27 protein-coding genes are annotated in these 25,521 nt (G+C 68.7%); 7 read left to right on the forward strand and 20 right to left on the reverse strand.

From position 1 onward, the window contains the following. The first annotated feature begins 154 nt into the window (after positions 1-154). On the forward strand, positions 155-1,207 hold the full coding sequence (locus tag GGR47_RS04900; protein WP_147036414.1) for a GGDEF domain-containing protein: 1,053 nt from the start codon (positions 155-157) through the stop codon (positions 1,205-1,207). A gap of 9 nt (positions 1,208-1,216) precedes the next feature. On the opposite strand, the gene GGR47_RS04905 is transcribed toward GGR47_RS04900, so the two are convergent. Then, positions 1,217-2,371: an N-acetyltransferase gene (locus GGR47_RS04905; protein WP_147036415.1), complete on the reverse strand. Its 1,155-nt coding sequence runs from the start codon at positions 2,369-2,371 to the stop codon at positions 1,217-1,219. A 324-nt stretch (positions 2,372-2,695) separates the two neighbouring features. On the opposite strand from GGR47_RS04905, the gene GGR47_RS04910 reads away from it, so the two are divergent. Together GGR47_RS04910 and GGR47_RS04915 are read left to right on the forward strand one after the other, a co-directional pair. Then, the gene (locus tag GGR47_RS04910) at positions 2,696-3,790 is read left to right on the forward strand and encodes a fatty acid desaturase family protein (protein WP_147036416.1); all 1,095 of its coding nucleotides are present in this window, start codon (positions 2,696-2,698) and stop codon (positions 3,788-3,790) included. A gap of 48 nt (positions 3,791-3,838) precedes the next feature. Beyond that, the gene (locus tag GGR47_RS04915) at positions 3,839-4,363 is read left to right on the forward strand and encodes a hypothetical protein (RefSeq protein WP_147036417.1); all 525 of its coding nucleotides are present in this window, start codon (positions 3,839-3,841) and stop codon (positions 4,361-4,363) included. Positions 4,364-4,371: 8 nt separating this feature from the next. On the opposite strand, the gene GGR47_RS04920 is transcribed toward GGR47_RS04915, so the two are convergent. From GGR47_RS04920 to obgE, 9 genes are all read right to left on the reverse strand, one after another. Beyond that, positions 4,372-4,977 carry a hypothetical protein gene (locus tag GGR47_RS04920; protein ID WP_147036418.1) on the reverse strand — a complete coding sequence of 202 codons (606 nt, stop codon included), beginning with the start codon at positions 4,975-4,977 and terminating at the stop codon, positions 4,372-4,374. Between the two features lie 301 nt (positions 4,978-5,278). Then, the gene (lptG, locus tag GGR47_RS04925; protein ID WP_147036419.1) at positions 5,279-6,370 is read right to left on the reverse strand and encodes an LPS export ABC transporter permease LptG; all 1,092 of its coding nucleotides are present in this window, start codon (positions 6,368-6,370) and stop codon (positions 5,279-5,281) included. Next, the gene (gene lptF / locus GGR47_RS04930) at positions 6,367-7,542 is read right to left on the reverse strand and encodes an LPS export ABC transporter permease LptF (RefSeq protein WP_017978285.1); all 1,176 of its coding nucleotides are present in this window, start codon (positions 7,540-7,542) and stop codon (positions 6,367-6,369) included. The genes lptG and lptF overlap by 4 nt, the downstream gene beginning before the upstream one ends. Before the next feature lie 115 nt (positions 7,543-7,657). Beyond that, positions 7,658-9,622, reverse strand: a complete 1,965-nt coding sequence (locus GGR47_RS04935) for an ATP-binding protein (RefSeq protein WP_147036289.1) — start codon at positions 9,620-9,622, stop codon at positions 7,658-7,660. A gap of 56 nt (positions 9,623-9,678) precedes the next feature. Continuing rightward, the gene (gene spt, locus GGR47_RS04940) at positions 9,679-10,941 is read right to left on the reverse strand and encodes a serine palmitoyltransferase (protein ID WP_147036283.1); all 1,263 of its coding nucleotides are present in this window, start codon (positions 10,939-10,941) and stop codon (positions 9,679-9,681) included. Continuing rightward, the gene (locus GGR47_RS04945; RefSeq protein ID WP_147036281.1) at positions 10,938-11,186 is read right to left on the reverse strand and encodes an acyl carrier protein; all 249 of its coding nucleotides are present in this window, start codon (positions 11,184-11,186) and stop codon (positions 10,938-10,940) included. The genes spt and GGR47_RS04945 overlap by 4 nt, the downstream gene beginning before the upstream one ends. Before the next feature lie 43 nt (positions 11,187-11,229). Next, positions 11,230-12,132, reverse strand: a complete 903-nt coding sequence (locus GGR47_RS04950) for an SDR family oxidoreductase (protein ID WP_147036279.1) — start codon at positions 12,130-12,132, stop codon at positions 11,230-11,232. A gap of 133 nt (positions 12,133-12,265) precedes the next feature. After that, the gene (gene proB / locus GGR47_RS04955) at positions 12,266-13,375 is read right to left on the reverse strand and encodes a glutamate 5-kinase (RefSeq protein ID WP_147036277.1); all 1,110 of its coding nucleotides are present in this window, start codon (positions 13,373-13,375) and stop codon (positions 12,266-12,268) included. 4 nt (positions 13,376-13,379) lie between these two features. Beyond that, a complete protein-coding gene (obgE, locus tag GGR47_RS04960; protein ID WP_017978291.1) occupies positions 13,380-14,426 on the reverse strand; it encodes a GTPase ObgE in 1,047 nt (348 codons plus the stop codon). Between the two features lie 168 nt (positions 14,427-14,594). Here obgE and GGR47_RS04965 point away from each other — a divergent pair, with 168 nt between their 5' ends. Continuing rightward, a complete protein-coding gene (locus GGR47_RS04965) occupies positions 14,595-15,539 on the forward strand; it encodes a helix-turn-helix domain-containing protein (protein WP_147036275.1) in 945 nt (314 codons plus the stop codon). Positions 15,540-15,665: 126 nt separating this feature from the next. Further along, positions 15,666-16,667, forward strand: coding sequence for a helix-turn-helix domain-containing protein (locus tag GGR47_RS04970; RefSeq protein WP_246342843.1), 1,002 nt, complete (start codon positions 15,666-15,668; stop codon positions 16,665-16,667). A gap of 330 nt (positions 16,668-16,997) precedes the next feature. Here the strand turns inward: GGR47_RS04970 and GGR47_RS04975 are convergent, their stop codons facing one another. Further along, positions 16,998-17,582 carry a TetR/AcrR family transcriptional regulator gene (locus GGR47_RS04975; RefSeq protein WP_043060135.1) on the reverse strand — a complete coding sequence of 195 codons (585 nt, stop codon included), beginning with the start codon at positions 17,580-17,582 and terminating at the stop codon, positions 16,998-17,000. A gap of 92 nt (positions 17,583-17,674) precedes the next feature. On the opposite strand from GGR47_RS04975, the gene GGR47_RS04980 reads away from it, so the two are divergent. Further along, a complete protein-coding gene (locus GGR47_RS04980; protein WP_147036271.1) occupies positions 17,675-18,532 on the forward strand; it encodes a metal-dependent hydrolase in 858 nt (285 codons plus the stop codon). Positions 18,533-18,538: 6 nt separating this feature from the next. Here GGR47_RS04980 and GGR47_RS04985 read toward each other — a convergent pair whose 3' ends face one another. The 8 genes from GGR47_RS04985 to GGR47_RS05020 all read right to left on the reverse strand — a co-directional run bounded on the left by GGR47_RS04985 (position 18,539) and on the right by GGR47_RS05020 (position 24,527). Continuing rightward, positions 18,539-19,222 carry an ATP12 family chaperone protein gene (locus GGR47_RS04985; protein WP_147036270.1) on the reverse strand — a complete coding sequence of 228 codons (684 nt, stop codon included), beginning with the start codon at positions 19,220-19,222 and terminating at the stop codon, positions 18,539-18,541. Further along, a complete protein-coding gene (locus GGR47_RS04990) occupies positions 19,219-19,437 on the reverse strand; it encodes a hypothetical protein (protein ID WP_147036268.1) in 219 nt (72 codons plus the stop codon). Before GGR47_RS04990 ends, GGR47_RS04985 begins: the two co-directional genes overlap by 4 nt. After that, a complete protein-coding gene (locus GGR47_RS04995; protein WP_147036266.1) occupies positions 19,434-20,087 on the reverse strand; it encodes an HAD-IA family hydrolase in 654 nt (217 codons plus the stop codon). Before GGR47_RS04995 ends, GGR47_RS04990 begins: the two co-directional genes overlap by 4 nt. Positions 20,088-20,218: 131 nt before the next feature. Next, entirely contained in the window at positions 20,219-20,815 is a 597-nt protein-coding gene (locus GGR47_RS05000) for an FMN-binding negative transcriptional regulator (RefSeq protein WP_147036264.1), read from the reverse strand. Beyond that, positions 20,815-22,029 carry an RluA family pseudouridine synthase gene (locus GGR47_RS05005; protein WP_147036262.1) on the reverse strand — a complete coding sequence of 405 codons (1,215 nt, stop codon included), beginning with the start codon at positions 22,027-22,029 and terminating at the stop codon, positions 20,815-20,817. The genes GGR47_RS05000 and GGR47_RS05005 overlap by 1 nt, the downstream gene beginning before the upstream one ends. Next, a complete protein-coding gene (crcB, locus tag GGR47_RS05010; protein ID WP_183949442.1) occupies positions 22,026-22,415 on the reverse strand; it encodes a fluoride efflux transporter CrcB in 390 nt (129 codons plus the stop codon). The genes GGR47_RS05005 and crcB overlap by 4 nt, the downstream gene beginning before the upstream one ends. A 213-nt stretch (positions 22,416-22,628) precedes the next feature. Continuing rightward, positions 22,629-23,693: an extracellular catalytic domain type 1 short-chain-length polyhydroxyalkanoate depolymerase gene (locus GGR47_RS05015; RefSeq protein WP_147036260.1), complete on the reverse strand. Its 1,065-nt coding sequence runs from the start codon at positions 23,691-23,693 to the stop codon at positions 22,629-22,631. Between the two features lie 114 nt (positions 23,694-23,807). After that, the gene (locus GGR47_RS05020) at positions 23,808-24,527 is read right to left on the reverse strand and encodes a hypothetical protein (RefSeq protein WP_244305075.1); all 720 of its coding nucleotides are present in this window, start codon (positions 24,525-24,527) and stop codon (positions 23,808-23,810) included. 117 nt (positions 24,528-24,644) lie between these two features. On the opposite strand from GGR47_RS05020, the gene GGR47_RS05025 reads away from it, so the two are divergent. Beyond that, positions 24,645-24,866 (forward strand): hypothetical protein, encoded by a 222-nt coding sequence (locus GGR47_RS05025; protein ID WP_147036256.1) that lies wholly within the window; start codon positions 24,645-24,647, stop codon positions 24,864-24,866. 55 nt (positions 24,867-24,921) lie between these two features. Here the strand turns inward: GGR47_RS05025 and GGR47_RS05030 are convergent, their stop codons facing one another. Continuing rightward, entirely contained in the window at positions 24,922-25,512 is a 591-nt protein-coding gene (locus GGR47_RS05030; protein ID WP_147036254.1) for a glycine zipper 2TM domain-containing protein, read from the reverse strand. Between the last annotated feature and the right edge of the window lie 9 nt (positions 25,513-25,521).

Raw genomic sequence — 25,521 nt, forward strand, 5'->3', positions numbered from 1 at the left:
ACGCAGAATTGGTCCGTTTTGCACAAAATGTTAATACGCGCCGGATATGAGTCTCGCCGGAACGGAGTTGGTTGTGTCGGTCATCGGGACATTCCTGCGCAGGGCGGAGCGGGCGTTCGATCACGCGCTGGGTGTCCCACGTGATGATATAGCGTTGCGCGCCGATCTGATCGACACGATGATGCTGCGCCCCGTCGGCGTCTTGACCGCAAGCCTCGGCTTTCTGCTGATGAGCGCGTCGGCTTGCTGGTTTGCACGGACCGGCTGGGCCGTCGCCTGGCTCGTCACGGACCTTGTCCTGCTCGCGGCGCGCATCGTGCCGGCGTGGATCGCGTGGCGGACGAACAGCCGCGTGCCCTATCGCATCGCCCGCATCATCCTTTTGCTGGCCAGCCTGATGTTCGCGACCTTCGGCGTCGGCTGTGCGTTCAGCTTCGCGACCGGTATCCAGGAATTGCAGCTGGCCGCGACGATGGCGGTCATGGCGTTGTTCACCGGCCTTGCGATCCGCTGGGCCGCCCTGCCGCGGCTCAGCATCGCGATGCACGTCGTCGTGGGCGCGCCGATGGCCTGCGCACTCGCCGGGATCGGCGCGTTCGTACTCCTGCTGTTCGCGGTGCTCGCGATCGGGTCGATCGTGCTGACCATCCAGAACAATCGCACGCTGCTGGCGGTCCTCGCCGCCAAGCGCCAGGCGCAGCAGCTCGCGCGCACCGACGTGCTGACTCAGCTGGTCAACCGCGCCGGCCTCGATATCGAGCTCGAACGCCTCGCCGGCACCAGCACCCGATCCGTGTCGTTGCTGTTCCTCGACCTCGACGGGTTCAAGGGCATCAACGATCGCTACGGCCATGCCGCGGGCGATCGGTTGCTGGTGGAGATCGGCGCGCGCCTGCGCGCGGTGGCCGGGGAACAGGTGGTGGCGCGGCTCGGCGGCGACGAGTTCGTGATCGTCCTGCCCGATGCCGGCGCCCAGATGGCGGAGGTCATGGCCGCCGCCGTACGCGAAGCCATCACCCGCCCGATCCATCTGCGCGAACACGGCGCCCTGGTCAGCGTCGGCGTCAGCCTCGGCTGCGCCAGCGGCTCGCTCGCGGTCGATGGCGCCGCGCGACTGCTCGCGGATGCCGACGCTGCGCTCTATGCCGCCAAGCGCCGTCGCCACCGACAGGCCGCCCGTCAGGCCGCGTCGCGTAACGCGGCCTGACGCTACCGCCTACAGCGTCTTTTCGTAGACGGTGTAGGTCTTGTTGACCCGGCTCTGGATCGTCTCGGCGATCGACCGCATCCCCTGATTGTCTTCCAGGATCCAGCCGATCTCGCCGCGGCTCGCGCCATAGCGCTCCACCGAGGCGCGGCGGATATATTCGATCATCATGAAGGCGAGCTGGCTCGCCATCCGCGACGATTGCAGCTCCTTCACCACGCCCATCAGCGGCACGCGCATCGTGCGCACCTTGGGATGGCGCAGCCATAGCAACAGCTTCGCCCAGCCGAACGGCAGCAGCGATCCGTTCAGCGGCTTGATCGCCTCGTTGAGGTCGGGAAGCGTGATCATGAACGCCACCGGCTTGCCGTCCAGCTCGGCGATGCGGATCAGGTCGTTGAACACGATCGGCTTCAGCTTGACGCCGACGTCCTTGATCTCGGGGGGGGTGAGGGGGACGAACCCCCAATTGTCGCTCCACGCATCGTTCAGGATGGCGAGGATGATCGCCGCCTCTTCCTCGAACTTACGCTTGTCGACCTCGCGCACGACGATGCGCGGATTGTTCTCGCCCGATTTGATGATCCGTTTGACGATCGGCGGGAATTCCTGGGTGATATCCAGCTCATAGGTGAAGAGCTGCTTGGCCGCCGTATAGCCCGCGCGCTCGATCCACCCCTGATACTCGGGCTTGGCATGGCCCATCATGATCGTCGGCGCATGGTCGAATCCCTGTACCAGCAGGCCCGGCTCTTCCCAGATCGATTGCGAGATCGGCCCCAGCACGCGCGTGATACCCTGCGCGCGCAGCCAGTCCTCGGCCTTGGCGAGCAGCGCGACGAAGATATCCTCGCGCTCGGCGTCCATCAGGCCCCATTGGCCGACGCCGGGGCCGAAGCCCTGCACCGCCGGCATGGTCAGCGCCAGCGTATCGATATGCGCAGAGATGCGCCCGACCACGCGGTCGCCCTCGCACGCAAGGAACAGCTGCGCCTTGGCATGGCTGTACCAGCCGTTCTTTTCGGGCGTGATCAGGCCCAGCGCCTCGCCCTTCAGCGGCGGCACCCAATTGGGATCGTCCTTGTACAGCCGGAACGGCAGGTCGACGAACGCCTTGCGGTCGCTCTTGCTGGTGACGGGCGTAATCGTCAGGTCGCTCAACATATCCCTCCCATGTCGGACCATGCACTCCATTCAATCCTCCCCGCCAGGGGAAGGTGGCATGCCGTGAGGCATGACGGAGGGGGAGGTTAGGGAAGTGCCTCGTAACCGAGGACATTCCTGTCCGCCCCCTCCGTCACCGCCTTCGGCGGCGCCACCTCCCCCTGGGGGGGGAGGACTAAGCTGCGGCGCCGAACATCGGTCGGCTCTAGCACGTCGGGCAACAGGGTCGAGTGACGATTCCGTCATCTGTGATCGAGAGGATGCACCGTCGCGCGCCTGTAAATGCCACGCTGTCGCCACTATCTACGGGCAATGGACCACGCCATGGAAAGCTCGCTGACCCTCTCGCGCAGCCCCGCTCCGGCGGCAGCCGCCGCGCGGACCCCGCGCCCGCGGATCGCCGACGACAAGGCGATGCTGCGCGCCGCTGCCGAACTGACGCGCGACCTCATCGCGCCGCGCCCCGGCATCTACTGGGCCGATCTGATCGCCTCGGCGGTGATCGGCTATGGTGCGCTGGCGGTCGCCGTGTCGGTGCAGGGCACCGGCTGGGTCGTGCTGGCCGCGGTGGTGTCGGCGCTGGCGCTGTACCGCGCGCTCAGCTTCATCCACGAAGTCAGCCACATGAAGCACAGCGCCTTGCCGCGCTTCCGTGGCGGCTGGAACGCGCTGGTCGGCGTGCCGATGCTCACCCCCAGCTTCATGTACGAAGGCGTGCATAACCTGCACCATGCCAAGACGCGCTACGGCACGTCGGAGGATCCCGAATATCTGCCGCTCGCGCTGATGAAGCCGTGGACGCTGCCCGCCTTCGTCGTCATCTCCGCGCTCGCGCCGATCGGTCTGCTGATCCGCTATGCGATCCTGTCGCCGGTTTCGCTGCTGTCGCCCAAGCTGCGCACGACGATCGTCGAACGCTATTCGGCGCTGGCGATCAACCCGTCGTTCCGCCGCCGCGCGCCGGAGGGCGAGGCGAAGCTGCTGTGGAACCGCGTCGAAACCGCTGCCAGCGTCTGGGCGATCGCGATCGTCGTGCTGACCGCGACCGGCGTCTTCTCGCTGCGTGGCGTGCTGATCGCGCTGGCGATCGGATCGGGCGTTGCGGTGGTCAATCAGGTGCGCACCCTCGTCGCGCATCTGTGGGAAAATGACGGCGAGCCGATGAGCGTCACCGCGCAATATCTCGACTCGGTCAACGTGCCCCCGCCCGCGTTGTTGCCGGCTTTGTGGGCGCCCGTCGGCCTGCGTTACCACGCGCTGCACCACCTGCTGCCCAGCCTGCCGTACCATTCGCTGGGCGAGGCGCACCGCCGCATCACCGCCGCGCTGGAGCAGGACTCGCCCTATCACAAGGCGAGCTACGCCGGCCTGCCGGGCCTGGTGAACAAGATCGTGCGGAGCACTTTCGTCGCCCGCTAAACCGGCGTAGGATCGCCCGATTGGGGCATGTCGAGAGGGAATGGCCGCATGAGCATCGTGTTGGCCATGGCCCTGCTCGCCGAAGCGGTCACCGCAACGCCGAACTCGCTGCCCAAGGGCACCGTCACGATCGCGATACGCGCTGACGACGATCAGGCGGCGGCCTTTGCCGAAACGGTCGGATCGTCGCTCTCCGCCGCTGACTTCCTCGTTCTCCCGCCGGCCGGGCCGAGCCGCTATCAGGCTCGCGTCACGATCGATCGCGACGTCCGCGGCCTCGTCACGGCACCCGCGCCGGTGGCGGGCCCCGATGTCAGCGTCGGCAATTGGGGCAGTGGCGTCCGGATCAGCCTGCCGACCCGCAAGCAGGATTTGCGGCCCCTGGTCGTGACGCGGATGACGCTGACCTTCGTCGACGTGCGCAGCGATCGCACCCTCTGGACCGGCACCGCGGTGACGACGCAGGTTGGCGGCACGCCTGCCGACGAACCGCACGTGCTCGGCACGAAACTCGCCGATGCGCTCGTCGTGCGCATGCCCGCCATTCTGGATGGTGCGCTGTCGATCCCCTGACCGGCGGATCACCCCATCTGATCGAACAGGCTCGGCATCGCTCCATTCGTCTGCGCCGCCAGCGTCGCGGCCGCATCGCGCGTGCGCTCGCTCCACCCGCGTGCCTGACGTTCTTCGCTGCTCATCGCATCGTACTGCGTCACCAGTGTCTGGCTGTAGGCCGCAAAGCTGCCGCCCTTGATCGCGCCCGTCGCACTCTCCCGCTCGCGCGATTGCAGGGCTGCCTTGGCGGCGCTCACCTCGGTCCGCGAAAAGCCGCCGGTCTGGTTGAGCGCGATCGCCGCCAGCGCCCGGCCCGACAGCTCGTCCAGCTTGGGCGTCGCCGTCTTGCCCGCGCTTTTGTACTGCGCGTCCAGCGTCGCGCGGACCTCCTTGGATAGCACGGTGAAATCCTTTTTCGCGTCGGCGATCTGGGCGGACGCGCGCCTGGCGGCGGGGGAGATCGTCGCGACGTCCCCCTTGCTCGCGCTCGTCGCGGTCTTGGCCGGCTGCGCCGCCGGCGACGTGCCGGTCGCGGTGACGGCAGCGGTCGACGTTCGGGCCGCCACGCCATAGCGTGATGCCAGTTGCGCCTGCATCAGTGCCGCAGCACCCGTTCCGGTCAGATTGGCCATCGCCCGATATCCCCTGCCGCCGTGCGACACAGCGCACGACGCAGGAGGAGGATAGGCCTCCATGGTTAACGAAGCGTCAGGACCGGGTGCTGTTGGATCGCGGGTCGTGAACAGACCCGAATATCATGCTCTAAGTCCTTGGGCCGCCAGCTCATCATAGGATCGGCGGATATGCCGCTGTCCTACACACAACGGGATATGCCACCCGTGTATCGGTCATGTGCCACCGCTCTTTCACTCCCCGACCCGGGATACGAAAAACACCTGCGCGGGTGAGACTTTTGTGACTTACCGCGTGCCCCTATTCCTCGGTGCGGATCAGCACCGCCTCGCCGATCAGCAGGAACAGCAGGAACGGCGCCCAGGCGGCGAGGAAGGGCGGGTAGGCGCCCAGATTGCCCATCGCCAGCGCGAAATTGTCCGCGACGAAATAGGCGAAGCCCAGCGCCATGCCGATCACCGCGCGCACGAACAGCTGGCCCGATCGCGCGATGCCGAACGCCGCCACCGCGCCCAGCAACGGCATCAGCACTGCGGAGAGGGGCCCGGAGAATTTGTGCCACAGCGTGCCCTCCAGTGACTTGGTCGGCCGCCCCGCATCGCGCAGGTCGCCGATCGCGGCATTGAGCTGCGTGAAGTCCAGCCCGTCGGGATTGACGTTGCCCAGCGTGAACTGGTCGGGGCGCACATCGCCGGCGATCGTCACCCGGCCCAGCGACTGGAGCTTGCCGCTTGCCACGTCGAAGCGCGTCGCCGGCTCGATGTCCCAGCCGTTGGCCACGCGGTGGCCGTGCGGCGCGGTGATGATCGCCTCCAGCCGCCCGGCGGTCCGGTCGTAGACGGTGATGTTGCCGAGGCGCGTGGCATTGCCCCGTCCGCGCACCTGTTGCACCGCGATCAGGTCGTCGCCATCGCGCACCCAGACGTTGGTGCGCTCGCCCCGATCGATCGGCAGCGCGCCGTAATCGACGTCTTTCCACCGGTCGAGCGTCGCGGTCGCGCGCGTCACGATCCGCTCGTTGAACACGAAGCTCACCGCCGCGACCCCCAGGCTCGCGACCAGCAGCGGCGCCAGCACCTGGTGTGCCGACAGGCCGGCGGCCTTCAGTGCGATGACCTCGCTGTTCTGGTTCATCGTGATCAGCGTCAGGATCGTGCCGAGCAGGACGGAGAAGGGCAGCAGGAACGCGATGATCTGCGGCGCGCGCAGCGTCACGTACGTCCACACCTGCGCCTGCGTGTTGCCGGGATGCGCCAGGATCGATCCCGATTCGCTCAGCAGATCGAGCGTCTGCAGGATCAGCAGCAGCGCGGCGAGCAACCCGAAGGTGCGCACCAGGAACATCCGGCCCATGTAGATGGCGACAGTGCGCGACGGGAAGAAGCTGCTCATGCCGCCACTCCCTTCTTGCGACCCCGGCCGGGCAAGTAGCGGGTGATCGCTTTCCCGATCTTGCCGAACGCGCGCTCGATCGCGCCGATCGGCTGGCCGCCGGGCACATAGGCGATCTGGTAGTACATCCAGATGATCAGGCCGGCGAAGATCACGAACGGCACCCAGAGCGCGATCAGCGGGTCGATCCGCCCCAGTTCGCCGATCGACGCGGCATATTCGTTCACCTTGTGGTAGGCGACGATCATCACGATCGCCAGGAACACGCCGACGCCCGAGCTCGATCGCTTCGGCGGCACGCCCAGCGCCACCGCGAGCAGTGGCAGCAGGAACATCGTCGCCACCTCGACCAGGCGGAAGTGGAATTCCGACCGGCTGCTGTCGCGCTGCTGCTCGCTGGCCGAGGCATGGCCTAATTTGGCCAGTTCGGGCAGCGTGAACTCCAGGTTGCGTCCCCCGCGCTGACGGAAATTCTCGTAACGGGGCAGGGGGATGGGCAGATCGTGGCTGGTGAAGGTCAGCACGCGCGGCACGGCGAAATTGGGCGCCTTGTGGACCAACGTGCCGTTGGTCAGGCGGAAGATGATCGTGTTGGGATCGTCGGTCGCCAAGAACTGGCCCGACTGCGCCGTCACCGAATAGGTCGTACCCTTGTCGCTGTAGCGCACGAAAATACCGTCCAGCTTGCGCCCGCTGTCATGGCTCTGCTCGATGCGCAGCGTCATGCGGTCGCCGAAATGGGTGAACTCGCCCACCTTGATCGACGCGCCCAGCGCACCCGTGCGCAGCTCGAAGCGCAGCTGCTCGTAATAATAGCGCGCCTTGGGCTGGACGAAGCCGACGATCGCGATGTTGAGCGCCGCGAGGATCAGCGCATACATGAACGGCACCCGCAGCAGCCGCGAATAGCTGACGCCCACCGCACGCAGCACGTCCAGCTCCGAATTGGCGGCAAGCCGGCGGAAGGCGAGCAGGATGCCGAGCAACAGGCCGATCGGGATGCCCAGGCCGAGATATTCGGGCAGCAGGTTGGCGAGCATCCGCCACACGACGCTGATAGGCCCGCCTTCGGTCGCGACGAAGTCGAACAGCCGGCGGATGCGGTCGAGCACCAGCAGCATGGCGGCGATCGTCAGCGTCGAAAACAACGGCAACGCGATCAGCCGGGCCATGTAACGATCGAGGGAAGTCATGCTGAACGAAGGCTCGCGCCAGGGAAAGGAGCCAAGGCTATAAGCGGGATGGCGGGGCACGTCAGCCCCCGGCGACAGCCTGTGTCGCCGCCCGTCACTCCGCGGCGATCTGGTGCGGCGGGGCGGGGCGGTCGCCCTGCGCCATGGCGGTCGCGATCGCGCGCTCCAGCCCGCCCAGCGTGAACGGCTTGCGCAGCACCTGATGGTGGCCGAACTCGCTCGCATTCGCCTCGCCCGCAAAGCCGGTGACGAACAGCACGGCGATATGCGGATAGGCGGGGCCGATCTCTGCGATCAGCTCGGGCCCCGTCTGCCCCGGCATCAGCACGTCGGAAATGATGAGGTCGATCCCCGCATGGCTCGCGAGCAGCCCCTCCGCCTTGGTCGGCGCGTCGCAGGCGATGGCGTGGTGGCCCAGCTCGTCGAGCGCGCCCATCGTCGCCATCAGCACGCGCGGGTCATCTTCGACGACCAGCACGTGAAGGCCCTCCGGCGCGACGGCCGGTGCCGGCGGGGTCGCGGCCACGACGGTCGTCTCGGCCTGCGGCTGCTGCCGGTCGCGCGGCAGGTACAGCGTCACGGTGGTGCCTTCGCCCGGCGCGGTGTCGATCGCGATCGCGCCGCCCAGCTGCTGCACCAACGCGAAGATCTGACTGAGGCCCAGGCCCGTGCCCTTGCCCGCAGCCTTGGTGGTGAAGAAGGGTTCGTAGACGCGCTCGACCACTTCGGGGGTCATGCCCTCGCCGGTGTCGGCCACCGCGATCGTCACGTAATCGCCCGCCGCGCAATGATCGACCTGATGCTCGTCCAGCGTCACCGCGCCGGTCGCAATGGCCAGCTCGCCCCGGCCATGCATCGCATCGCGCGCATTGACCGCGAGGTTCAGGATCGCATTTTCCAGCTGCACGCGATCGGCACGCACCTGCCATCCCCCGGCGCTGTCGCGCGTCGTCACGGTGATGCCGTCGCCCAGCGTCCGGTCGATCAGCTCCGACATGCCCGACACCAATTGGGCCACGGCGATCGGTTCGGGCTTGAGCGATTCCTCGCGGCTGAACGCGAGCAGCCGCCGGGTCAGCGCCGCCGCGCGATTGGCGCCATCGGCCGCATTGTCCAGGTGTCGCGCCGCGGCGTCGGGATCGCCCACCAGCGATCGTCGCGCCAACTCCAGTCCGCCCAGAACCACCGCGAGCATATTGTTGAAGTCGTGCGCGATACCGCCGGTCAGCTGGCCGACCGCGTCCATCTTCTGCGCCTGCCGCAGCTTGGCCTCCTGCACGCGCAGCTCGTCGGTCGCCTGCCGCACCGCATTCGCCAGTGCCTCGGCCCGTTCGCGTGCGGCATCGGCGTCGGCCCGCGCCAGCGCCCGCTCGCCGATCGCCCGCACCGTCAGCCAGCCGAGCACGACCGCGCCGATCACGATCAGCCCGCCGAACACCGCCAGCACGCCCGCGATCCGGCTCGACCGGTCGACGGTGCGCATTGCATCCGCGGTGCGCGCATCAAGCAGGGCGCGCTCGCCCTCGATGATCTCGTCCAGCGTCCGGTCGATCGCCGCCAGCGTCGGCGACTGGCGCGCCTTGTAATAGCGGGCAAGCGCCTGGGCGTTCTTGCCATAAGTGGTACTGAGCGCGGTCAGCGACAGCTCCTCGCCGCGCTGCTGGTACGCCTCGCGCAGCCGCGCCACGCGCGCGCTCTGCTCGCCGGTCTCGCGCGTCAGCCCTTCCAGCTTGTTGAGCTGCGTACCCGCCAGCCGCCACTGATCGTAATAGAGCTGGCCGAGCTCCTGCTCTGCCTTGCCGCTGATGACGTAGCGGCCCAGCGACGCCTCCGATCGGGCGATCGTGCCCGACAGGGTGCGGGCCAGGATCATCACGTCATAGCTATGCGCCTGCGCCGCAAGCGCGCGGTCGCGCTGGCGGTTCGCCTCGCCCAGCGTCACGATCAGTGCGACGAGCACCGCTGCGCCGAGCAGACCCATCACGACCAGCGTGACGGTCCGCCACGCCGCATTGCGTTCGGAATCCCCCCCCGGGGCCATCTCGGCGCCGTCCCGCATCACGGCAGCGACGCTAACGCGTTTGTCCGGTCAAGGAAAGGTGAGGGCGACCGGCTTCAGCCGATCGCGCCCACGGCCTGCCCCGCCGCCCGGAATCGCTCGATCACCGTATCCAGCTGCGCCACCGTATGCTCCGCGCAGAGCGAACAGCGTAGCAGGAACGTGCCGGCCGGCGTGGCGGGCGGGCGCGCCATGTTCACGTACACGCCCGCTTCCAGCAGCCCTTGCCACATCGCGACCGCCTGCGTCTGGTCGTCCAGGATCACCGCGACGATCGCGCTGTCCGGCTGTTCGGTGCCGAGGCGGAAGCCCAGCGCCTTCAGCCCGCCGTGCAACTGGCGCGCGTTGGACCACAATTGCTCGCGCTTGGCGGTCGCGGTCATCAGCTTGCGGATCGATGCGGTCGCGGTGGCGACGACGCTCGGCGGCAGGCTGGCGGTGAAGATGTATGCGCGGCAGGCGAGGCGGATCGCTTCGAACTTGGGATGGTTCGAAATGCAGAAGCCGCCGACCGTGCCGACCGATTTGGAGAAGGTGCCGACGACGAAGTCGACCTCGCCCTCCAGCCCCTGCGCCTCGTACACGCCGCGGCCGTTGGGGCCGTAGAAGCCCATCGAATGCGCCTCGTCGGACAGCACCATCGCGCCATGCTTCTTGGCGACGGCGACCATTTCCTTCAGCGGCGCAACGTCGCCGAGCATCGAATAGACGCCCTCCAGCACGACAAGCTTGCCCGCGTCCTTGGGCAGGCGCCCCAGCCGCTTGTCGAGATCCTCGACGCTGTTGTGGCGGAAGCGGACGATCTCGGCGACGCCCTGCTTGCAGCCATCGTAGATCGAGGCGTGGCTGTCGGCGTCGAGGATGACGTATTCACCCTTGCCGACCAGCGTCGAGATCATGCCCAAATTGGCCATGTAGCCGGTCGAAAAGACGATCGCACCGCTGACGCCGTAGAAGTCACGCAGCGCCGCCTCAGCTTCCATATGGTCGCGGAAGGTGCCGTTGAGCATGCGGCTGCCGTTGGTGCCCGATCCGAACTGGTCGAGCGCGGCATGGCCGGCGGCGATGACGTCCGGGTCGAACGTCATGCCCATGTAATTGTAGGTGCCGAGCAGGATCGTGTCACGACCGGCGATCACCGCCTCGGTCGGGCTCTTCACCTGCTCCATCACGATCGCGAACGGATCGGTGACGCCGGTATCGATCAGCGCCTGCCGCTCGGCGATCAGGCCGTCGAACTTCGACATCAGGTCGCGTTCCGGCGTGACCGGGGCGGGGTCGAGGTCCAGCGCCTCGGGCTGCAGGCCGGTCTCGGTCATGCCTCGGCCTTCAGCTTGACGACCGCATCGGTCAGCTGGCCGATATTCTCGATCTCCGCCTGCATGTTCATCGTGATGATGATGTCGAACTCGTCCTCGATCGCCGCGACGAAGTCCATCACGGTCAGGCTGTCCCATTCGAGGTCGCCCTGAAAGGTCGTCGCTTCGGTCAGCGCTACGCCCTTCTTGTTGAACGGTTCGATCTGGCTCTTGATCGTATCGAGGATCTGGGTGCGGTCGGTCATGATGGTCATCCGAATGGCGGCCAAATGCGGCGGTGTTGCGGCGCTATAGCAGCCCGCGGGCGCGATACCATCGTGCCGTTGCGGCGAGGCCATGCTCGGGCGCGATCTCCGGCGTCCACAGGTCGGCGGGCGGTCGCATCGCGGGGTGGGCGGTCCAGTCCGGGTGCGCGAGATAGCCGACACGATCGGCGGTGAGCTTCGCCCCGTCGCGGCGGACCGCGCGATCCAATTTGGCGCCCAGCATCAGCGCCGCCTTGGGCAGATGCAGCGTCAGCACGCGCTTCCGCCCCACCGCGCGCGCGATCGCCTGCGCCATCGCGGCATGGGTCAGCACATGGCCGTCATCGACCTCATACAACGCCGGCGACACCTCTGCCGTAGCGAGCGCCAGCAGCAGCCGCGCCAGATCGTCCACCGCGATCAGCGACACGCGCCCCCGCGGCGGCAGCAGGGCGATGCCCATCCGCGCGGCGCGGAACAGGTCGCGCATCTCCATGTCGCCGGGGCCATAGACGCCGCTCGGCCGCACGATGCTCCAGTCGAGCCCGCTCGCTTCGACCAGCGTCTCCGCCTCGGCCTTCGACCAGCCGTAGATCGACAGATCCGGCTCGCGCGCGGACAGCGACGAGACATGGACGAACCGCCGGACGCCTGCGGCCTGCGCGGCGGTGATCACCGCCCGCGTGCCGTCGATATTACCGGCGACGAAGCCGGCCTTCGTCGGCGTGCTGACGACACCCGCGACATGCACGATGGCGTCGGCCCCCTCGACCAATGCCGCCAAGCTGTCGGGCCGATCGAGCGCGCCCTCGACCCAGGTCACGCCGTCCCGCGCGCGCTGCGGCCGGCGGGTGAGCGCGCGCACGCCATGGCCGGCGGACAGCGCCCGCTCGACCAGCGCCCCGCCGACGAAGCCTGTCGCCCCGGTGATGGCGAGGGTGGTCACGACCCAACCCTCGCCCCACACCCACCGTCATCCCCGCGCAGGCGGGGATCCAGACTGGCAAACCTTTCGGCTCCATCGCCAACGCCGGAGGTTATGGATCCCCGCCTGCGCGGGGATGACGGGGCGGGCCGCATCACACCAACGCCAGATGGTTGCGATGCACCAGAGCCGCGCGCGGCGCATAGCCCAGGATCGCCGCCTGCTCCTCCGACCGCGTGCCCACCAGCCGCACCGCCTCGGCGACGTCATATTCCGACAGGCCCCGCGCGACCGTCCCGTCCGGCCCCTCGATCGACACGAGGTCACCGCGCCCGAACGCGCCTTCGATCCGTGTCACGCCCGCCGCCAGCAAACTGCCCCCCGCGGCCAAAGCACGCGCTGCCCCGGCATCGACATGCACGCGCCCGCGCGCCGTCAGCCCGCCCGCCAGCCACGCCTTGCGCGCCGACGCCGCCCGCTCCGCGACGAACAGCGTATGGCGAGGATCGCCGGCCAACGGATGCTCCATCCGCCCGCTCGCGATGGCCAGATGCGCACCCGCCCCGGTCGCGATCCGCGCGGCGGCAATCTTCGACACCATGCCGCCCGATCCCATGCCCGACGCCGATCCACCGTCCGCCATCCCCGCGACCGCATCGATCCGCTCGACCCGTGCGACGTGACGCGCGTCGGGATTGGTGTGCGGGTTGGCGTCGTACAGGCCATCGACGTCCGACAGCAGCACCACGCCCTGCGCGCCCGCTGCCTGCGCGACGCGTGCCGCCAGCCGGTCGTTGTCGCCGAAGCGGATTTCCTCGGTCGCGACGCTGTCATTCTCGTTGATGATCGGCACGACGCCCAGGCCCAGCAGTCGCCCCAGCGTCGCCGCGGCATTGAGATAGCGCCGCCGGTCTTCCAGGTCGTCGAGCGTCACCAGCATCTGCGCCGCCGTCAGCCCGTGCGCGCCGAGCAGTTCCGCCCATGTCTGGCTGAGCGCGATCTGCCCGGTCGCCGCCGCCGCCTGCGCATCTTCCAGACTGGCGCGCCCGCCCTTGGCAAGGGCCAGCCGCCGCGCACCCAGCGCGATCGCTCCGGACGATACCACCGCCACTTGCTGCCCTGCCGCGACGCGCGCGGCGATATCCGCCACCAGCGTCGCCAGCCACGCGCGCCGCACCGCCCCATCCGGCGCCACGAGCAACGCCGACCCGACCTTGACGATCAGGCGAGAGCAGGCGGTCGGCGGGAAGAGTGCGTCCTGCATGGGATCAGAGCGGCGACCAGCTGATCTCGTCTTCGCCCTCGTCGCTGTCGGGCACCGCTTCGGGGCCGGGCCCGATGCTGTCGAGCAGGCGGTCGAGCACCCAGTCGACGCCCGTGCCGGCCGCGCCGGACAGCGGGATGACGTCCGCGCCGCTCGCCTCGGCGAGTTCGGCGGACAGCGCCTCGATCAGTTCGTCGTCCAGCATGTCGATCTTGTTGAGCGCAATGACGTGCGGCTTGTCGATCAGCCCGCCGCCATAGGCCTCGAGCTCGTCGCGGACGATGCGATAGCTTTCGGCGACATCGGCGTCGTTGGCATCGACCAGATGCAGCAGCACGCGGCAGCGTTCGATATGCCCCAGGAAGCGGTCGCCGATGCCGGCGCCGTCCGCCGCACCCTCGATCAGGCCGGGGATGTCGGCAACGACGAATTCGCGGTTGCGGTGCCGCACCACGCCCAGCTGCGGGCGGGTGGTGGTGAAGGCATAGGCGCCGACCTTCGCCTGCGCGTTGGTGACGGCGTTGATGAAGGTGGACTTGCCGGCGTTGGGCAGCCCGACCAGCCCGGCATCGGCGAGCAGCTTCAGCCGCAGCCACACCCATGCCTCCTCGCACGGCCAGCCGGTGCCGTGCTGGCGCGGCGTGCGGTTGGTCGAGGTCTTGTAGCTCGCATTGCCGCGCCCGCCGTCGCCGCCGCGCAGGAACACCTCGCGTTGGCCGACCTTGGTGAAGTCGAGCAGCACCTCTTCCTTGTCTTCGGACAGCACCTGCGTGCCGACCGGCACCTTGATGACCAGATCGTCGCCACCGCCACCGGTGCGGTTGCTGCCCGATCCGCCATGGCCGCGTTGTGCGCGAAAGTGCTGCGTGTAGCGGAAGTCGATCAGCGTATTCAGGCCGGCCACCGCTTCGAAGACGATGTCGCCGCCCTTGCCGCCGTTGCCGCCATCCGGGCCGCCATATTCGATGAACTTTTCGCGCCGGAAGCTGACGGCTCCGGGGCCGCCGGTGCCCGAGCGGACGAAGATCTTGGCTTGGTCGAGGAAATGCATGCCGCCTCTTTAGCGAAAGGCGCGCGAACGGCCACCCCTGCCGGCGCATCCCCACGCCCCGCATGGCGACGAGGTTGTACCGCCAGAATGAGTAGCGCTATGAGGGGCACAGTGAAGTCGGCGTCTGATCCCCAAGCCCCGTTGCCACCCCCCGCTCGGCTGGGGTGGGTGCGCGCTTTCGATACCGCCGCCTTGCCGGCAAACGAGCGCTATGAGGTCTGGCGCGATGACGACGTCGCCAATCTGTCGACCCGCTACGAAACCGTGCCGGAAGAACCCTTTGCGGCGGCGATGGACTGGCTCGATCTCGGCACGTTCGGGATCGGCCACGCGGTGTTCACGTCGCAGCAGTGGGAGCGCACGCGCCAGAAAGCGGCACGCGACGACAATGACGATTTCGTGATCAGCGTGCGCCATGCCGGCGCCGCGATCTTCGAGATGGACGGGCGGGAGGCCATCGCGCCGACCGGATCGATCGTCATCGCCGACATGGCGCGTCCGAAACACCATTTCTCGGAAGCCTCGATCAGCACCGGCATGGCGTTGAAGCGGGCGGACGTGGAGCGTCTGTTCCCATCGACCCGCGCGCTGCACGGCCATGTCGTTGCGCCCGAACATGCCGCTTTGCTCGTGTCGCATTTGGCGCTGTTGCGCGGGCAGGCGGAGCATATGCCGGCGGCCAGCGGGCCGCTGCTGGCGCAGACGATCCTTGATCTGCTCTCGGTATCAGTCGCGGCGAGCTTCGCAGAGCGGCCGGTGGATCGCGATCGGCATGAGCGCGCCTTACGCGTCCAGCTGCGCGACGAGATCGAACGCAATCTCGGCTCCCCCTCGCTCACCGTGGCACGCCTCAGCCGTTCGCTCGGCGTCTCGCGCTCGACCTTGTACCGATTGTTGCAGGACGAAGGAGGCGTGCAGGCCTATGTCCGCACGCGCCGTCTGGAAAAGGTCGCGGAGGCGCTGCGCCGTGAGGGCGGGCGGGGGACGATCGCGGCGCTGGCCGAGCGCTGGGGCTTTTGCGACGCCGCCTATCTGGGGCGTGCCTTTCGCGAGACCTATGGCATGACGCCCGGCGACTATCACGCGATGCACGCCGCCCATCCGCGGGTCTGACGCGCACCGGCGGCAGGATATAGGCCGTCATGGCTATGGACCGGTTCGGGACCAAACTCTATCGTCAGCACCATGTCGCAGGTCCCTGAGAACGAACGCTTCCCTTCGGCGCCATCATCCTCCCGCTTGGGCTGGATTCCCTTTTTCGATACGGCAGCGCTGGCGGAGCGGGACCGGTTCAGCGCGTGGCGCGATTCCGACATCCGCAATCTCTCACAGCATTTCGAAACCCGGCCGACCCAGCCGTTCCAGGCGCGGATCGAAGGGCTCGATCTCGGCACGATGTTGCTGAACCACGTCCATATCTCGGCGCAGGACTGGCACCGCGGTGCAGCGCACCTGCGCGATCAGGCCGACGGGCTCGTCGTCAACGTGCGGCACGCCGGCGGTGCCTGGGGTCGGATGGGCGATCGCGACGTCCGCGCGCGGGATGGCGCGGTGGTGCTGACCGACATGGCGCTGGGCAACACGCATGTGTCCGAAGCCTCGGTTTCGACCAGCTTCGTGCTGCCGCGCGCGCTCGCCGAACGTGTCCTGCCCTCGGTCCGCAGCCTGCACGGCCATGTCGTGCCCGCCGAGCAGGCGGCGTTGCTGACCAGCCACCTCAGGGCGCTGCGGCACCATGCCCGTCACCTGCCTGCAAGCAGCGGCCCCGCCTTGGCGCAGACCGTCGTCGACCTGCTCGCGCTGGTGGTCCATGCCAGCCTCGGCGAGCGTCCCTGCGACAAGGAACAGCATGACCGCGCGCTGCGCGTCCAGTTGCGCGACGAAATCGAACGCAACCTCGGCTCGCCCTCGCTCAGCGTCGCCCGCCTCAGCCGCACGCTCGGTGTGTCGCGTTCGACGCTGTATCGCCTGTTGCAGGATGAGGGCGGCGTGCAGGCCTATATCCGCGCGCGCCGGCTGGCCAAGGTGGCAGAGGCCTTGCAGCGGCGCGGTGACCGCCAGACGATCGCAGCGCTCGCCGACCGATGGGGCTTTTGCGACGCCGCCTATCTGGGCCGCGCGTTCCGCGAAACCTATGGCATGACGCCGGGCGACTATCACGCGATGCATGCCAGCGGCCTGCCACCGACCGGCATCGCGACCCCCATCGCAACGCCGGCCGGCCGCATCGTCACTCCCTAGGCCGCGACAAGCGGTTCGGCAGCAACGCGCATCCGTCCCACGATCGGCGCCATCAGGCGGGATCGCGTTCGGACCGATCGAGTGCGCCCCACGTTCCACCGCTCTGGGATTTGACCAATTCGGTGCCGCAGCGGCTGCACGTACACCGCCACCGAGATCCGTCCGACCAGACCCGACGACGCGAACGCTTGTGGCCGATGACCAGACAGATGGGAGCTAAAACGCGTTTCATGCCAGGTCATCCACTCGATGCGGCCTCTTTAGGGAAAGAGGGCGTGCCGCATCAGGGGCTTGGCCATTGTCGGTGTTGCAGGCGCTATTGATCGCGTCTCACGCGGGCGTCTCGCCCGGTGCTTCGTTGCGCAGCAGCATGCCCACGGCCAGATCGCGCGCCTTGCTGCGCGGCAGGTCGAGCGCGCGCGCCATCGCCGCGCCGAGCAGCGCATCGCCCAGCGCCATCAGCATCAGGTGCAGCGTCTCTTCCTGGATCGGCCGCTCGGGTGGTTGCACGCCATCGGCAAGTTCGTCGACCAGATCGTGGACGGCGGACAGGATCGGATCGAGCGCATCGCGATTGCCCGACAGGATCATCCAGCTCGCCAGCGCACCCGCGCCGCCGCTGTCGAAGGCATCGAAGACGAGGTCGACGATGCGCCGCGGATCGGGCTCCCCGCCGCGGTTGCCCAGCACCGCATCGCGAATCACCCCCGTGATCTGCGCCGCCATCCGCGCGATCAGCGCCTGTTGCAGCCCCTCCGCCGATCCGAAGTGATGCAGCAGATTGGCATGCGTGCGGCCGATCCGCGCGCCGACCGCCTTCAGCGTCACCGCCTGCGGGCCGCTTTCGACCAGCAATTGCTGGGCGGCGATCAGCGCGGCTTCCCGGCTTTCGGTGGGGGACAGGCGGCGGCGCAAAGGGGCCGGGACGGGGGTTGAAGCGCTCAGGACGATGGCCTATTTACATTGGTGTAAGCAAATGCGGATATCGTCCTAGTACGGAGGAAATCATGGCGAAAGCAACCACGCCGCACGATCTGGTCATCACCGCGCGCGATCGCCGCTTCGGTCGTGGCGCCCGGATGGGGCGCTGGTGGCTGAACGACGATCCGATCGCGACCGCCTTCTACAACGCCTTGTCCGTCACCTTTCCAAAGGGCGAGGGCTTCTTCGTCGACAGCGTGCGCCGCTTTCGCGAGGGCACGTCGCCGCGCCTGACGCGCGAAATCAACGCCTTCATCAAGCAGGAGGTACTGCACACGCGCGAACATGTCGCGTTCAACCGCCATGTCACCGACCAGGGCTATGACGTGACGCGGCTCGACCGCGACGTCGACGCGGCACTGGCGCTGACCAAGGGCCGCCCGCCGATCGCCAGCCTTGCGGCGACGACCGCGCTCGAACATTTCACCGCGATGCTGGCGCATGAGCTGATCGCCAATCCCCGCCATCTTGCGGGCGGCGAGGAACAGGCGCGCGCTCTGTGGCTGTGGCACGCGGCCGAGGAGATCGAACACAAGGGCGTCGCCTACGACACCTGGCTGCATGCCACGCGCGACTGGCCGCGCTTCCGCCGCTGGTGGGTCAAGTCGTTCGTCATGCTGATGACGACCAAGCATTTCTTCGTCGGCCGGACGCGCGGCATGCTGGAGCTGTTGCGGCAGGATGGCCTCACCGGTCCGCGCGTCTGGGCGCGGCTCGCCTGGTATGCGTTCGGCAATCCCGGCATGGCGCGCAAGGTTGCGGGCGTCTGGGCCGCCTATTTCCTGCCCGGCTTCCACCCATGGAAGCACGACGACCGGGAATTGATCCGGCTGGCCGAGAGCGATTACGAGGCGGCGGTGATGCCGAGGGCAGTCACCGCCTGACGCCGGTCAGTCGAGCGCGGCCAGAAACGCGACGGCGGCGTCATACTCTCGCCGCCTGTTCGCCCGCGCCTGTTCGGCCAGCAGATCGCTGCCCCACAATTCCGCCTGCCAATCCTCGTCGACATGCGCGGCGGCCCATAGGGTATCGGGATCGCCCGCCTGCTCGATCAACGCGAGCGCCAGCACCAGCGACCCGGTGATCGTCACCACCGGCGACAGGCCCGCGAGGTGGAAGGCGTCGAGCGTCGCCACCGCCTCGCCGAGGCGCGTCAGCGTCGCGGGCGGCTGGGCGCGGTGGATGATCCCCGCGGTCGGCTCGAAATGGACGTCGTAGCGGGTCCGGGCCCAGTCGAGCCACGGGTCCCATGCCGCCTGCTGCCGCGCGATCAGATCGTCGGGCGACTCGGCCCGATAATAAAGCAGGTCGCTCGCGCCATAGGCGGCCAGCCCGGCGGCGAAGGACGCGGGGTCGGCCGCGATCCGGTCGATCGCCGCATTCGCCAGGCCGGTCAGCGGCATCGCGCGCGGATCCACCACCTCGGGCACCGCGCGCCATTCGCCCGCGACGGCCTCTGCCAGCGCGTCGGTCGGCAGCGCCAGCGGCACGCGTCCCGGCGTGCGCACCGGCCGCCCGTCGAGCGTCACCACCCGATCGGCGTCGACCGCCACCTCTGTCCAGAAGCGCTTCATGACGTCGGCGGCGTCCGCCAGCGGTGGGCGAGGGCGGCGGGCACCGTGGCGACGACGACGAGCGCCGACAGCGTGATCGCGACACCCAGCACCTTGGTGACCATATCGGGCGCGCGCACGGCCAGTATCAGGCCGAACACCGCGCCGAGGCTGCCGGCGATGCGGCTGCCGACCATCGCCAGCCAGCGGCGCCGGGCGAGGGCATCGCCGCTCATGCCAGCAGCCCGGGCAGCGCGGCCACGCGCTCCGCCACCACGTCCGCGCCCGCGTCGGCGAGATCGCGGACGTCGTGATAGCCCCAGGCGACGCCCACCGCCCGCGCGCCCGCGGCCTTGGCCATCGCCATGTCGAAACTCGTGTCGCCGATCATCGCCGTCTCCTGCGCCGTCGCGCCCGCTTCGTCCATCGCGGCAATCAGCATCGCGGGGTCGGGCTTGGATGGGTGCCGGTCCGCGGTCTGCAGTGTGACGAAATGGTCGGTCAGGCCATGATGCGCCAGAATATGCGCAAGACCGCGGTCCGACTTGCCCGTCGCCACACCCAGCAGCCAGCCATCGTCCGCGAGGCCCTGCAAGACCGCGGCGATCCCGTCGAACAACGGCTCCTCCGCCATCGCGCCGGTCGTCCGCAGGTGGAAGAAGGCGGCCTTGTAATCCGCCGCCATCTGCCGGTGCAGCGAATCCTCCGCTTGCGGTAGCAGCGTCGCGATCGCCTCGACCAGGCTCAGGCCGACGATCCGGCGGATCGCGCTGCGCGGCGGCGCAGGCAGAGCGGCGATCCGGAACGCATCCTCCATCGCCTGGCAGATATTGGCCTGGCTATCGACGAGCGTGCCGTCGCAGTCGAACACGGCGAGTTTGGTCATCCCCCGACGCCTACCGGGCAAGGGCGCAAGCGGAAAGCGCAAATCGCTCGCCCCCATGTAACCACCGTCACCCCCGGCCTTGAGTCGGGGCCCCGCTTCGTCCCAAACCGCTCAGCCACCGAATCCCGACTTTAGTCCTTCGCGGCCGCCCACCGCATCAGCGCGGCGATGTCGTCCTTGCCCTGTCGATCGAAGCCCGCGATCACTCCCGCCCGGTCGGCGGCGGTCTTGTTCTGGCTCAGCTTGGTCGTGCCGCGCACCGCGCTGACGGTGATGGCGAAGCCGCGAATCCCCGACAGCTGCTTCGCAAAGGCCTCGGGCGCCAGCTTGCCGCGATCCCAGGGATTGTCTTGCGGCTCGTGGAGCGCCGCCAGCCGGTCCAGCTGTTCGGTCAGGCCCGCGGCATCCACCTCATGCGCCACGCCGTCGATCTCGATCGTCTGGTAATTCCACGTCGGCACCTGGTCGCCCGGCACCGCATACCAGTTGGCGCTGACATAGCCGTGCGGCCCCGCCACGCTCGCCACCACCGCCGCGCCCTCCAGATGGCGGACGATCCGATTCGCGCGCGAGACATGAAAGCGCAAACCGTCGGCATGCAGCGTCACCGGTGCATGCACCACCATCGGGCCATCGGCGGTCGCGGCAAAGATATGCGCGAAGCCGATCCGCTCGGCCTCCGCCAGCAGTGCCGCCGCCTCCGGCCGGAAGAGCGGATTGGGGTGCATCAGCCCCGGCGGCCGCCCGGACCACTGCTTTTCGGGCCACCCGTCTTCGGCTTACCCGCCTTTGGACCGCTGCCTTTGCCGCCATCCTTGCCGGTCGATGCCGCGCCACGCCGCCGTCGCTCGCCGCGGTTTTCCTTGCGCATTGTCTTGGCATGCGCCTTGGCGCGCTGCTTCAGAACGTCCTTGGGCGGCGGGCCCTTCTTGGGCTCCTCCAGCGGCAGCGCATCGCCCTGCGCTTCTTCGAAGCCCAGGCTCTTCAGGCTTTCGGCGAAGTGCGTCGGCAGGCTCGCCGTCTCGTCGATGCTGCCGCCATCGGGATGGTCGACGCGGATGCGCCGGGCGTGCAGGTGCATCTTGCGGCTGATCCCGCCGGTCAGGAACGCCGCCGCGCCGCCGTACTTGCCGTCGCCGACGATCGGATGGCCGATCGCCGCCATATGTACGCGCAGCTGGTGCGTGCGGCCCGTAAAGGGTTGCAGCTCCACCCAGGCGCAGCGGTTGCCCGCGCGTTCGATCACGCGATAGCGGCTGCGCGCGGCCTGGCCGTTCTCCTCGTCGACGTGCATCTTCTCGCCGCCGGTGCCCGGCTGCTTGGCGATCGGCAGGTCGACCATGCCATCCTCGATCGACGGCACGCCGACGACCAGCGCCCAATAGACCTTTCGCGCGGTCCGCCCCGAAAACGCCTTGGCGAAGAAGGCGGCGGCACGGCTGGTGCGCGCGATGAGCAGCGCGCCCGACGTATCCTTGTCGAGGCGATGGACCAGCTTCGGCCGCCCTTCGGCATCATATTGCAGTGCATCGAGCAGCCCGTCGACATGCTCGGCGGTCTTGGTGCCGCCCTGCGTCGCAAGGCCCGGCGGCTTGTTGAGGACCAGCGCCTGCAGATCCTTGTGGATCACCATCTCGCGCGCGAAGGCGATCTGGTCCTCGCTCAGCGGCGGCCGTTCGCGCTTCGGCTTGGCGACGATGGCGCCCGTCTCGTCCTTCACCTCGGGTTCGGGCGGCGGCACGCGCAGCGTCTGGCCCGCCTTGATCCGGTCGCCCGGCGTCGCGCGCGCGCCATCGACGCGCAGCTGGCCGGTGCGCGCCCATTTCGCGACGGTGGTGAAGCTCGTGTCGGGCAGATGCCGCTTGAACCAGCGATCCAGCCGGATACCATCGTCGTCATAGCCGACGTTGAACTGGCGGATGCCGCCCTCGTCGCCGCTCATGCCGCCGCACTCCCGAACAGGCCGCGGGCCAGCATCAGCCCGGCAAACAGCGCGCCGATCGCGCCCGCGACCGATACGAAGACGTACAGTGCCGCCGTGGCGACCGCGCCACGCTCCACCAGCGTCACGACGTCGAGGCTGAACGACGAAAAGGTCGTGAACCCGCCCAGCACGCCAATGCCCAGAAACAGGCGCCAGTTCTCGCTGCCCCCGATCCGTGCGAGCACACCCGCCAGCAGGCCCATCAGCAGCCCGCCGATCAGGTTCACGGCCAGCGTACCATAAGGAAAGTTCGGGCCGAGCGCGGTGAGGGCGATCCGGCCGGTCAGATACCGCGCCGCCGAACCCAGCGCACCGCCGGCCATGACGAGAAGAAGAGGAGGCATGATCGCTGCCCTAGAGCAAGTTCGCACAAAGAGGAAATGCGGGGGTGCGATCCTGGGCGACGCTGCCCCCTCCACCCCGTCACCCCGGACTTGTTCCGGGGTCCACTCCGCGGCGAGGGGGGCGATTAGAGGCTCCAGCCATCCCCCCGCTGCCCGGTGGACCCCGGAACAAGTCCGGGGTGACGAAGGGGGGGCGGCGCTTCAGCCGATCACTTACCGCAACAACCCCGCCGCCCGCAGCGCATCGTTCACGATCCCCGCCACGCCGCCATCCCGCACGCCGCCAGCACCGCCCGCGCGCGCCTGCGCCGGGCCGACCGCCCGCGCGATGCCCCAGAAGGCGGCGATCCGCCGGGTCGAGGACAGGCCGACATCCAGCATGAACGGCCCAGCCTGACCGGCGGCCTCGGCACCCTGCGTCGCAATCGGCGTGCCATGGCCCATGGCGAGGATACGATGATCCTCGATCACGGCGCGGCCATGCCGGTCACGCCACACGCGATGCGGATTGCCGCCGACCAGCGCCTCCTCGGCAGGTGTCTCGCCGATCCCGAACAGCCCGCGCCATTGACTCAGCAGCGCTTCGGCATTGGCGGGGTGGACGGTGGCGTCGGTGCCGCCATGCCAGACCGACAGTGTCGGCCACGGCCCGTCGTGGCGGCTGGCGCCCCGCACGGCGGCGGTCAGCGCCGGGCCATCGGGCAGGTCGCGCCCGCGCATCCGCTCCAGCGCCTGGCTGACGCCCTGCGCGGTGCCATAGGGCAGGCCGCCGATAATCGCGCCGCCCGCAAACACCTCAGGGTAATTGGCCAGCATCGCCGCCGCCATCGCGCCGCCCGCCGACAGGCCGGTGACGAACACACGCGACGGATCGATGCCATGCGCCGCAACCATCGCCGCGATCATCGCGCGGATCGACGCCACCTCGCCATGGCCGCCGGCCATGTCCTCGGGCGCGAACCAGTTGAAGCACAGGTTGGGATTGTTGGCGCGCCGCTGCTCGGGGAACAGCAGCGCGAACCCGGCTTCGTCGGCGAGCTGAGACCAGCCCGCGCCGATGTCATAACCCGCCGCGGTCTGCGTACAGCCGTGCAGCACCACCACCAGCGCGGGCCGGGGTTGCAGCTGCGCCGGCACATAAACACGCGCCCGCAGATTGCCCGGATTGGGGCCGAAATCGGTCAGGTCGCTCAGGCGGTCTTCGCCATGGGCGACCGTCATGGCATCGGCCATGCGCTGGCCGACGAGGCGACCGATCGTGTCCGACAAGCGGGGCATGTTGGGGTCTCCGACCGGGCGGGATCATCGGCGAACCCGTCTTGCTGCATCGCACAATATGGGCGTGGGCGAGCCGAAGGCAAGCGCCGATCGGTCCCGCGGCCGGTACGTGCGCTACCGGACCAGCAGGTCCACCCGGCTGCCGCCGCCCGGCCCCGGCGTCACATGCACCACATAGGCCGCATCGCCGCGGGTGCCGCCAAGGACATGCTCGTCGCCCTCAGCCTGATGCTCCGCGCTATAGCCCGCTCGCGTCACCCGCGCATTGTACCAGTCGAGAATGCGCGCAGCCGGCGCACTGCTCGCAAAGCTGACGACGCGCAGTCCGCACGCATCATTGCCCGCCGCCTCCTGCACGCGCGCGTCGGGATAAAGCGGCACCGCGGCGGGCAGGCGCGCCGCCCAGGTGGCGGAATAGGAGACGCGCTGCGCACAGCCCGCATCCGCCGGCCGCTGCCGTGCCGCCAGCTCGGCCAGCGTCAGCGCCCCCGCCGCCGCCTTGCACGACGGGCAGTCGCCCTTGGCGGGCGGCGTCGGCTTCAGGTCGGCAGCGGTGACGCCATCCAGCCGGCCGGCGGTGGGGTCGGCGGGGATCGACAGCGGGTCCGGCCGGCTCGGGGGGCGCACGGCGTCGGTATTGGCGGTCTGGGTCAGCGCGGGATCGACCATGATCTGGTCGCGCAGCGCCGCGGTCAGCGCCGGGTCGCGCTCGTTCCCGGTCGCGCCCGCGGTCAGTTCCTTGTCCAGGCTGTCGAGGTCCTGCTGCGTCGCCGCCGGCTTGGCACATCCGGCGAGCAACAGCGCAGCGGCGACAAGAAGGCGATTCGCATGCATCGCGGGCGACCATGGCGCATCGGCCGTTAAGTCGCTATCCGCGGGCTTGGTTAACGCGCGCTTCGCCGGTTGCCCCCGCATCTTGCCGTGCGATGGGGCAGGGGCCATGTTCGTGTCATGCTGAACATCATCTCCGTTGCGATCGGCCTCGTCACCCTGGTGTTGGGTCTGGTCGCGTTCGTGCCGCTGCTCGGCTGGATGAACTGGCTGGTCATCCCAATCGGCATCCTCGGCGCCGCAGTGGGCGCGCTGTCGTCCTCGACCAGCGGGCGCAACCTCAATCTCGTGCTGATCGTCATCTTCGCGATCCGCCTCAGCCTCGGCGGCGGCATCTTCTAAACGACAACGGGCCCGGTCTTTCGACCGAGCCCGTATCGTCAGCGTCGCTGAACGATCAGCGGCAGGTTACCTGACCGCGATCGATCGACTGGCCTAGCAGCGCACCGCCGCCCGCACCGATCAGCGTGCCGAGCAGGCGCGATCCGCCGCCCGCGATCACATTGCCCAGCGCACCGCCGGCCAGGCCGCCGACCACCAAGCCGGTCGTTCCGTCGTTGCGACGACAGTAATAGCGCCCGTTGCCGCCGCGATAGATGCGGTCGTTCCGGGTCAGCCGGCGCGGCTGGTAATAGCGGCCATCGCGATAATAGTTTTCCGCATAATAGGCGCGCTGGCCCGGCGGCAGGCGGTTATAGTCGTAGTTGCGATAGCGGCGCCAATCGTCGCGGCGATCCTGGCGGATATCGCGCAGGTCCTCGCGGCGATCGCGGCGGGCGTCGCGCACCTGCTCGGCATATTCGCGGCGCGCATCGCGCACGTCACGACGCGAATCGGCATCGCGCAGGTCGTTGCGATAGTCGCGGCGCGCATCGCGCACCTCGTTGCGATATTCACGATCCGCTTCGCGGCGCGTGTCCTGCGCCTGCGCGGGGATCGCGCTCAGCGTGGTCGCCGCCAGCGCGGCGGTCAGAAGGGTAATACGCATCGTCTTGGC

The organism is Sphingomonas aquatilis (assembly GCF_014196115.1).
Taxonomy (GTDB): domain Bacteria; phylum Pseudomonadota; class Alphaproteobacteria; order Sphingomonadales; family Sphingomonadaceae; genus Sphingomonas; species Sphingomonas aquatilis.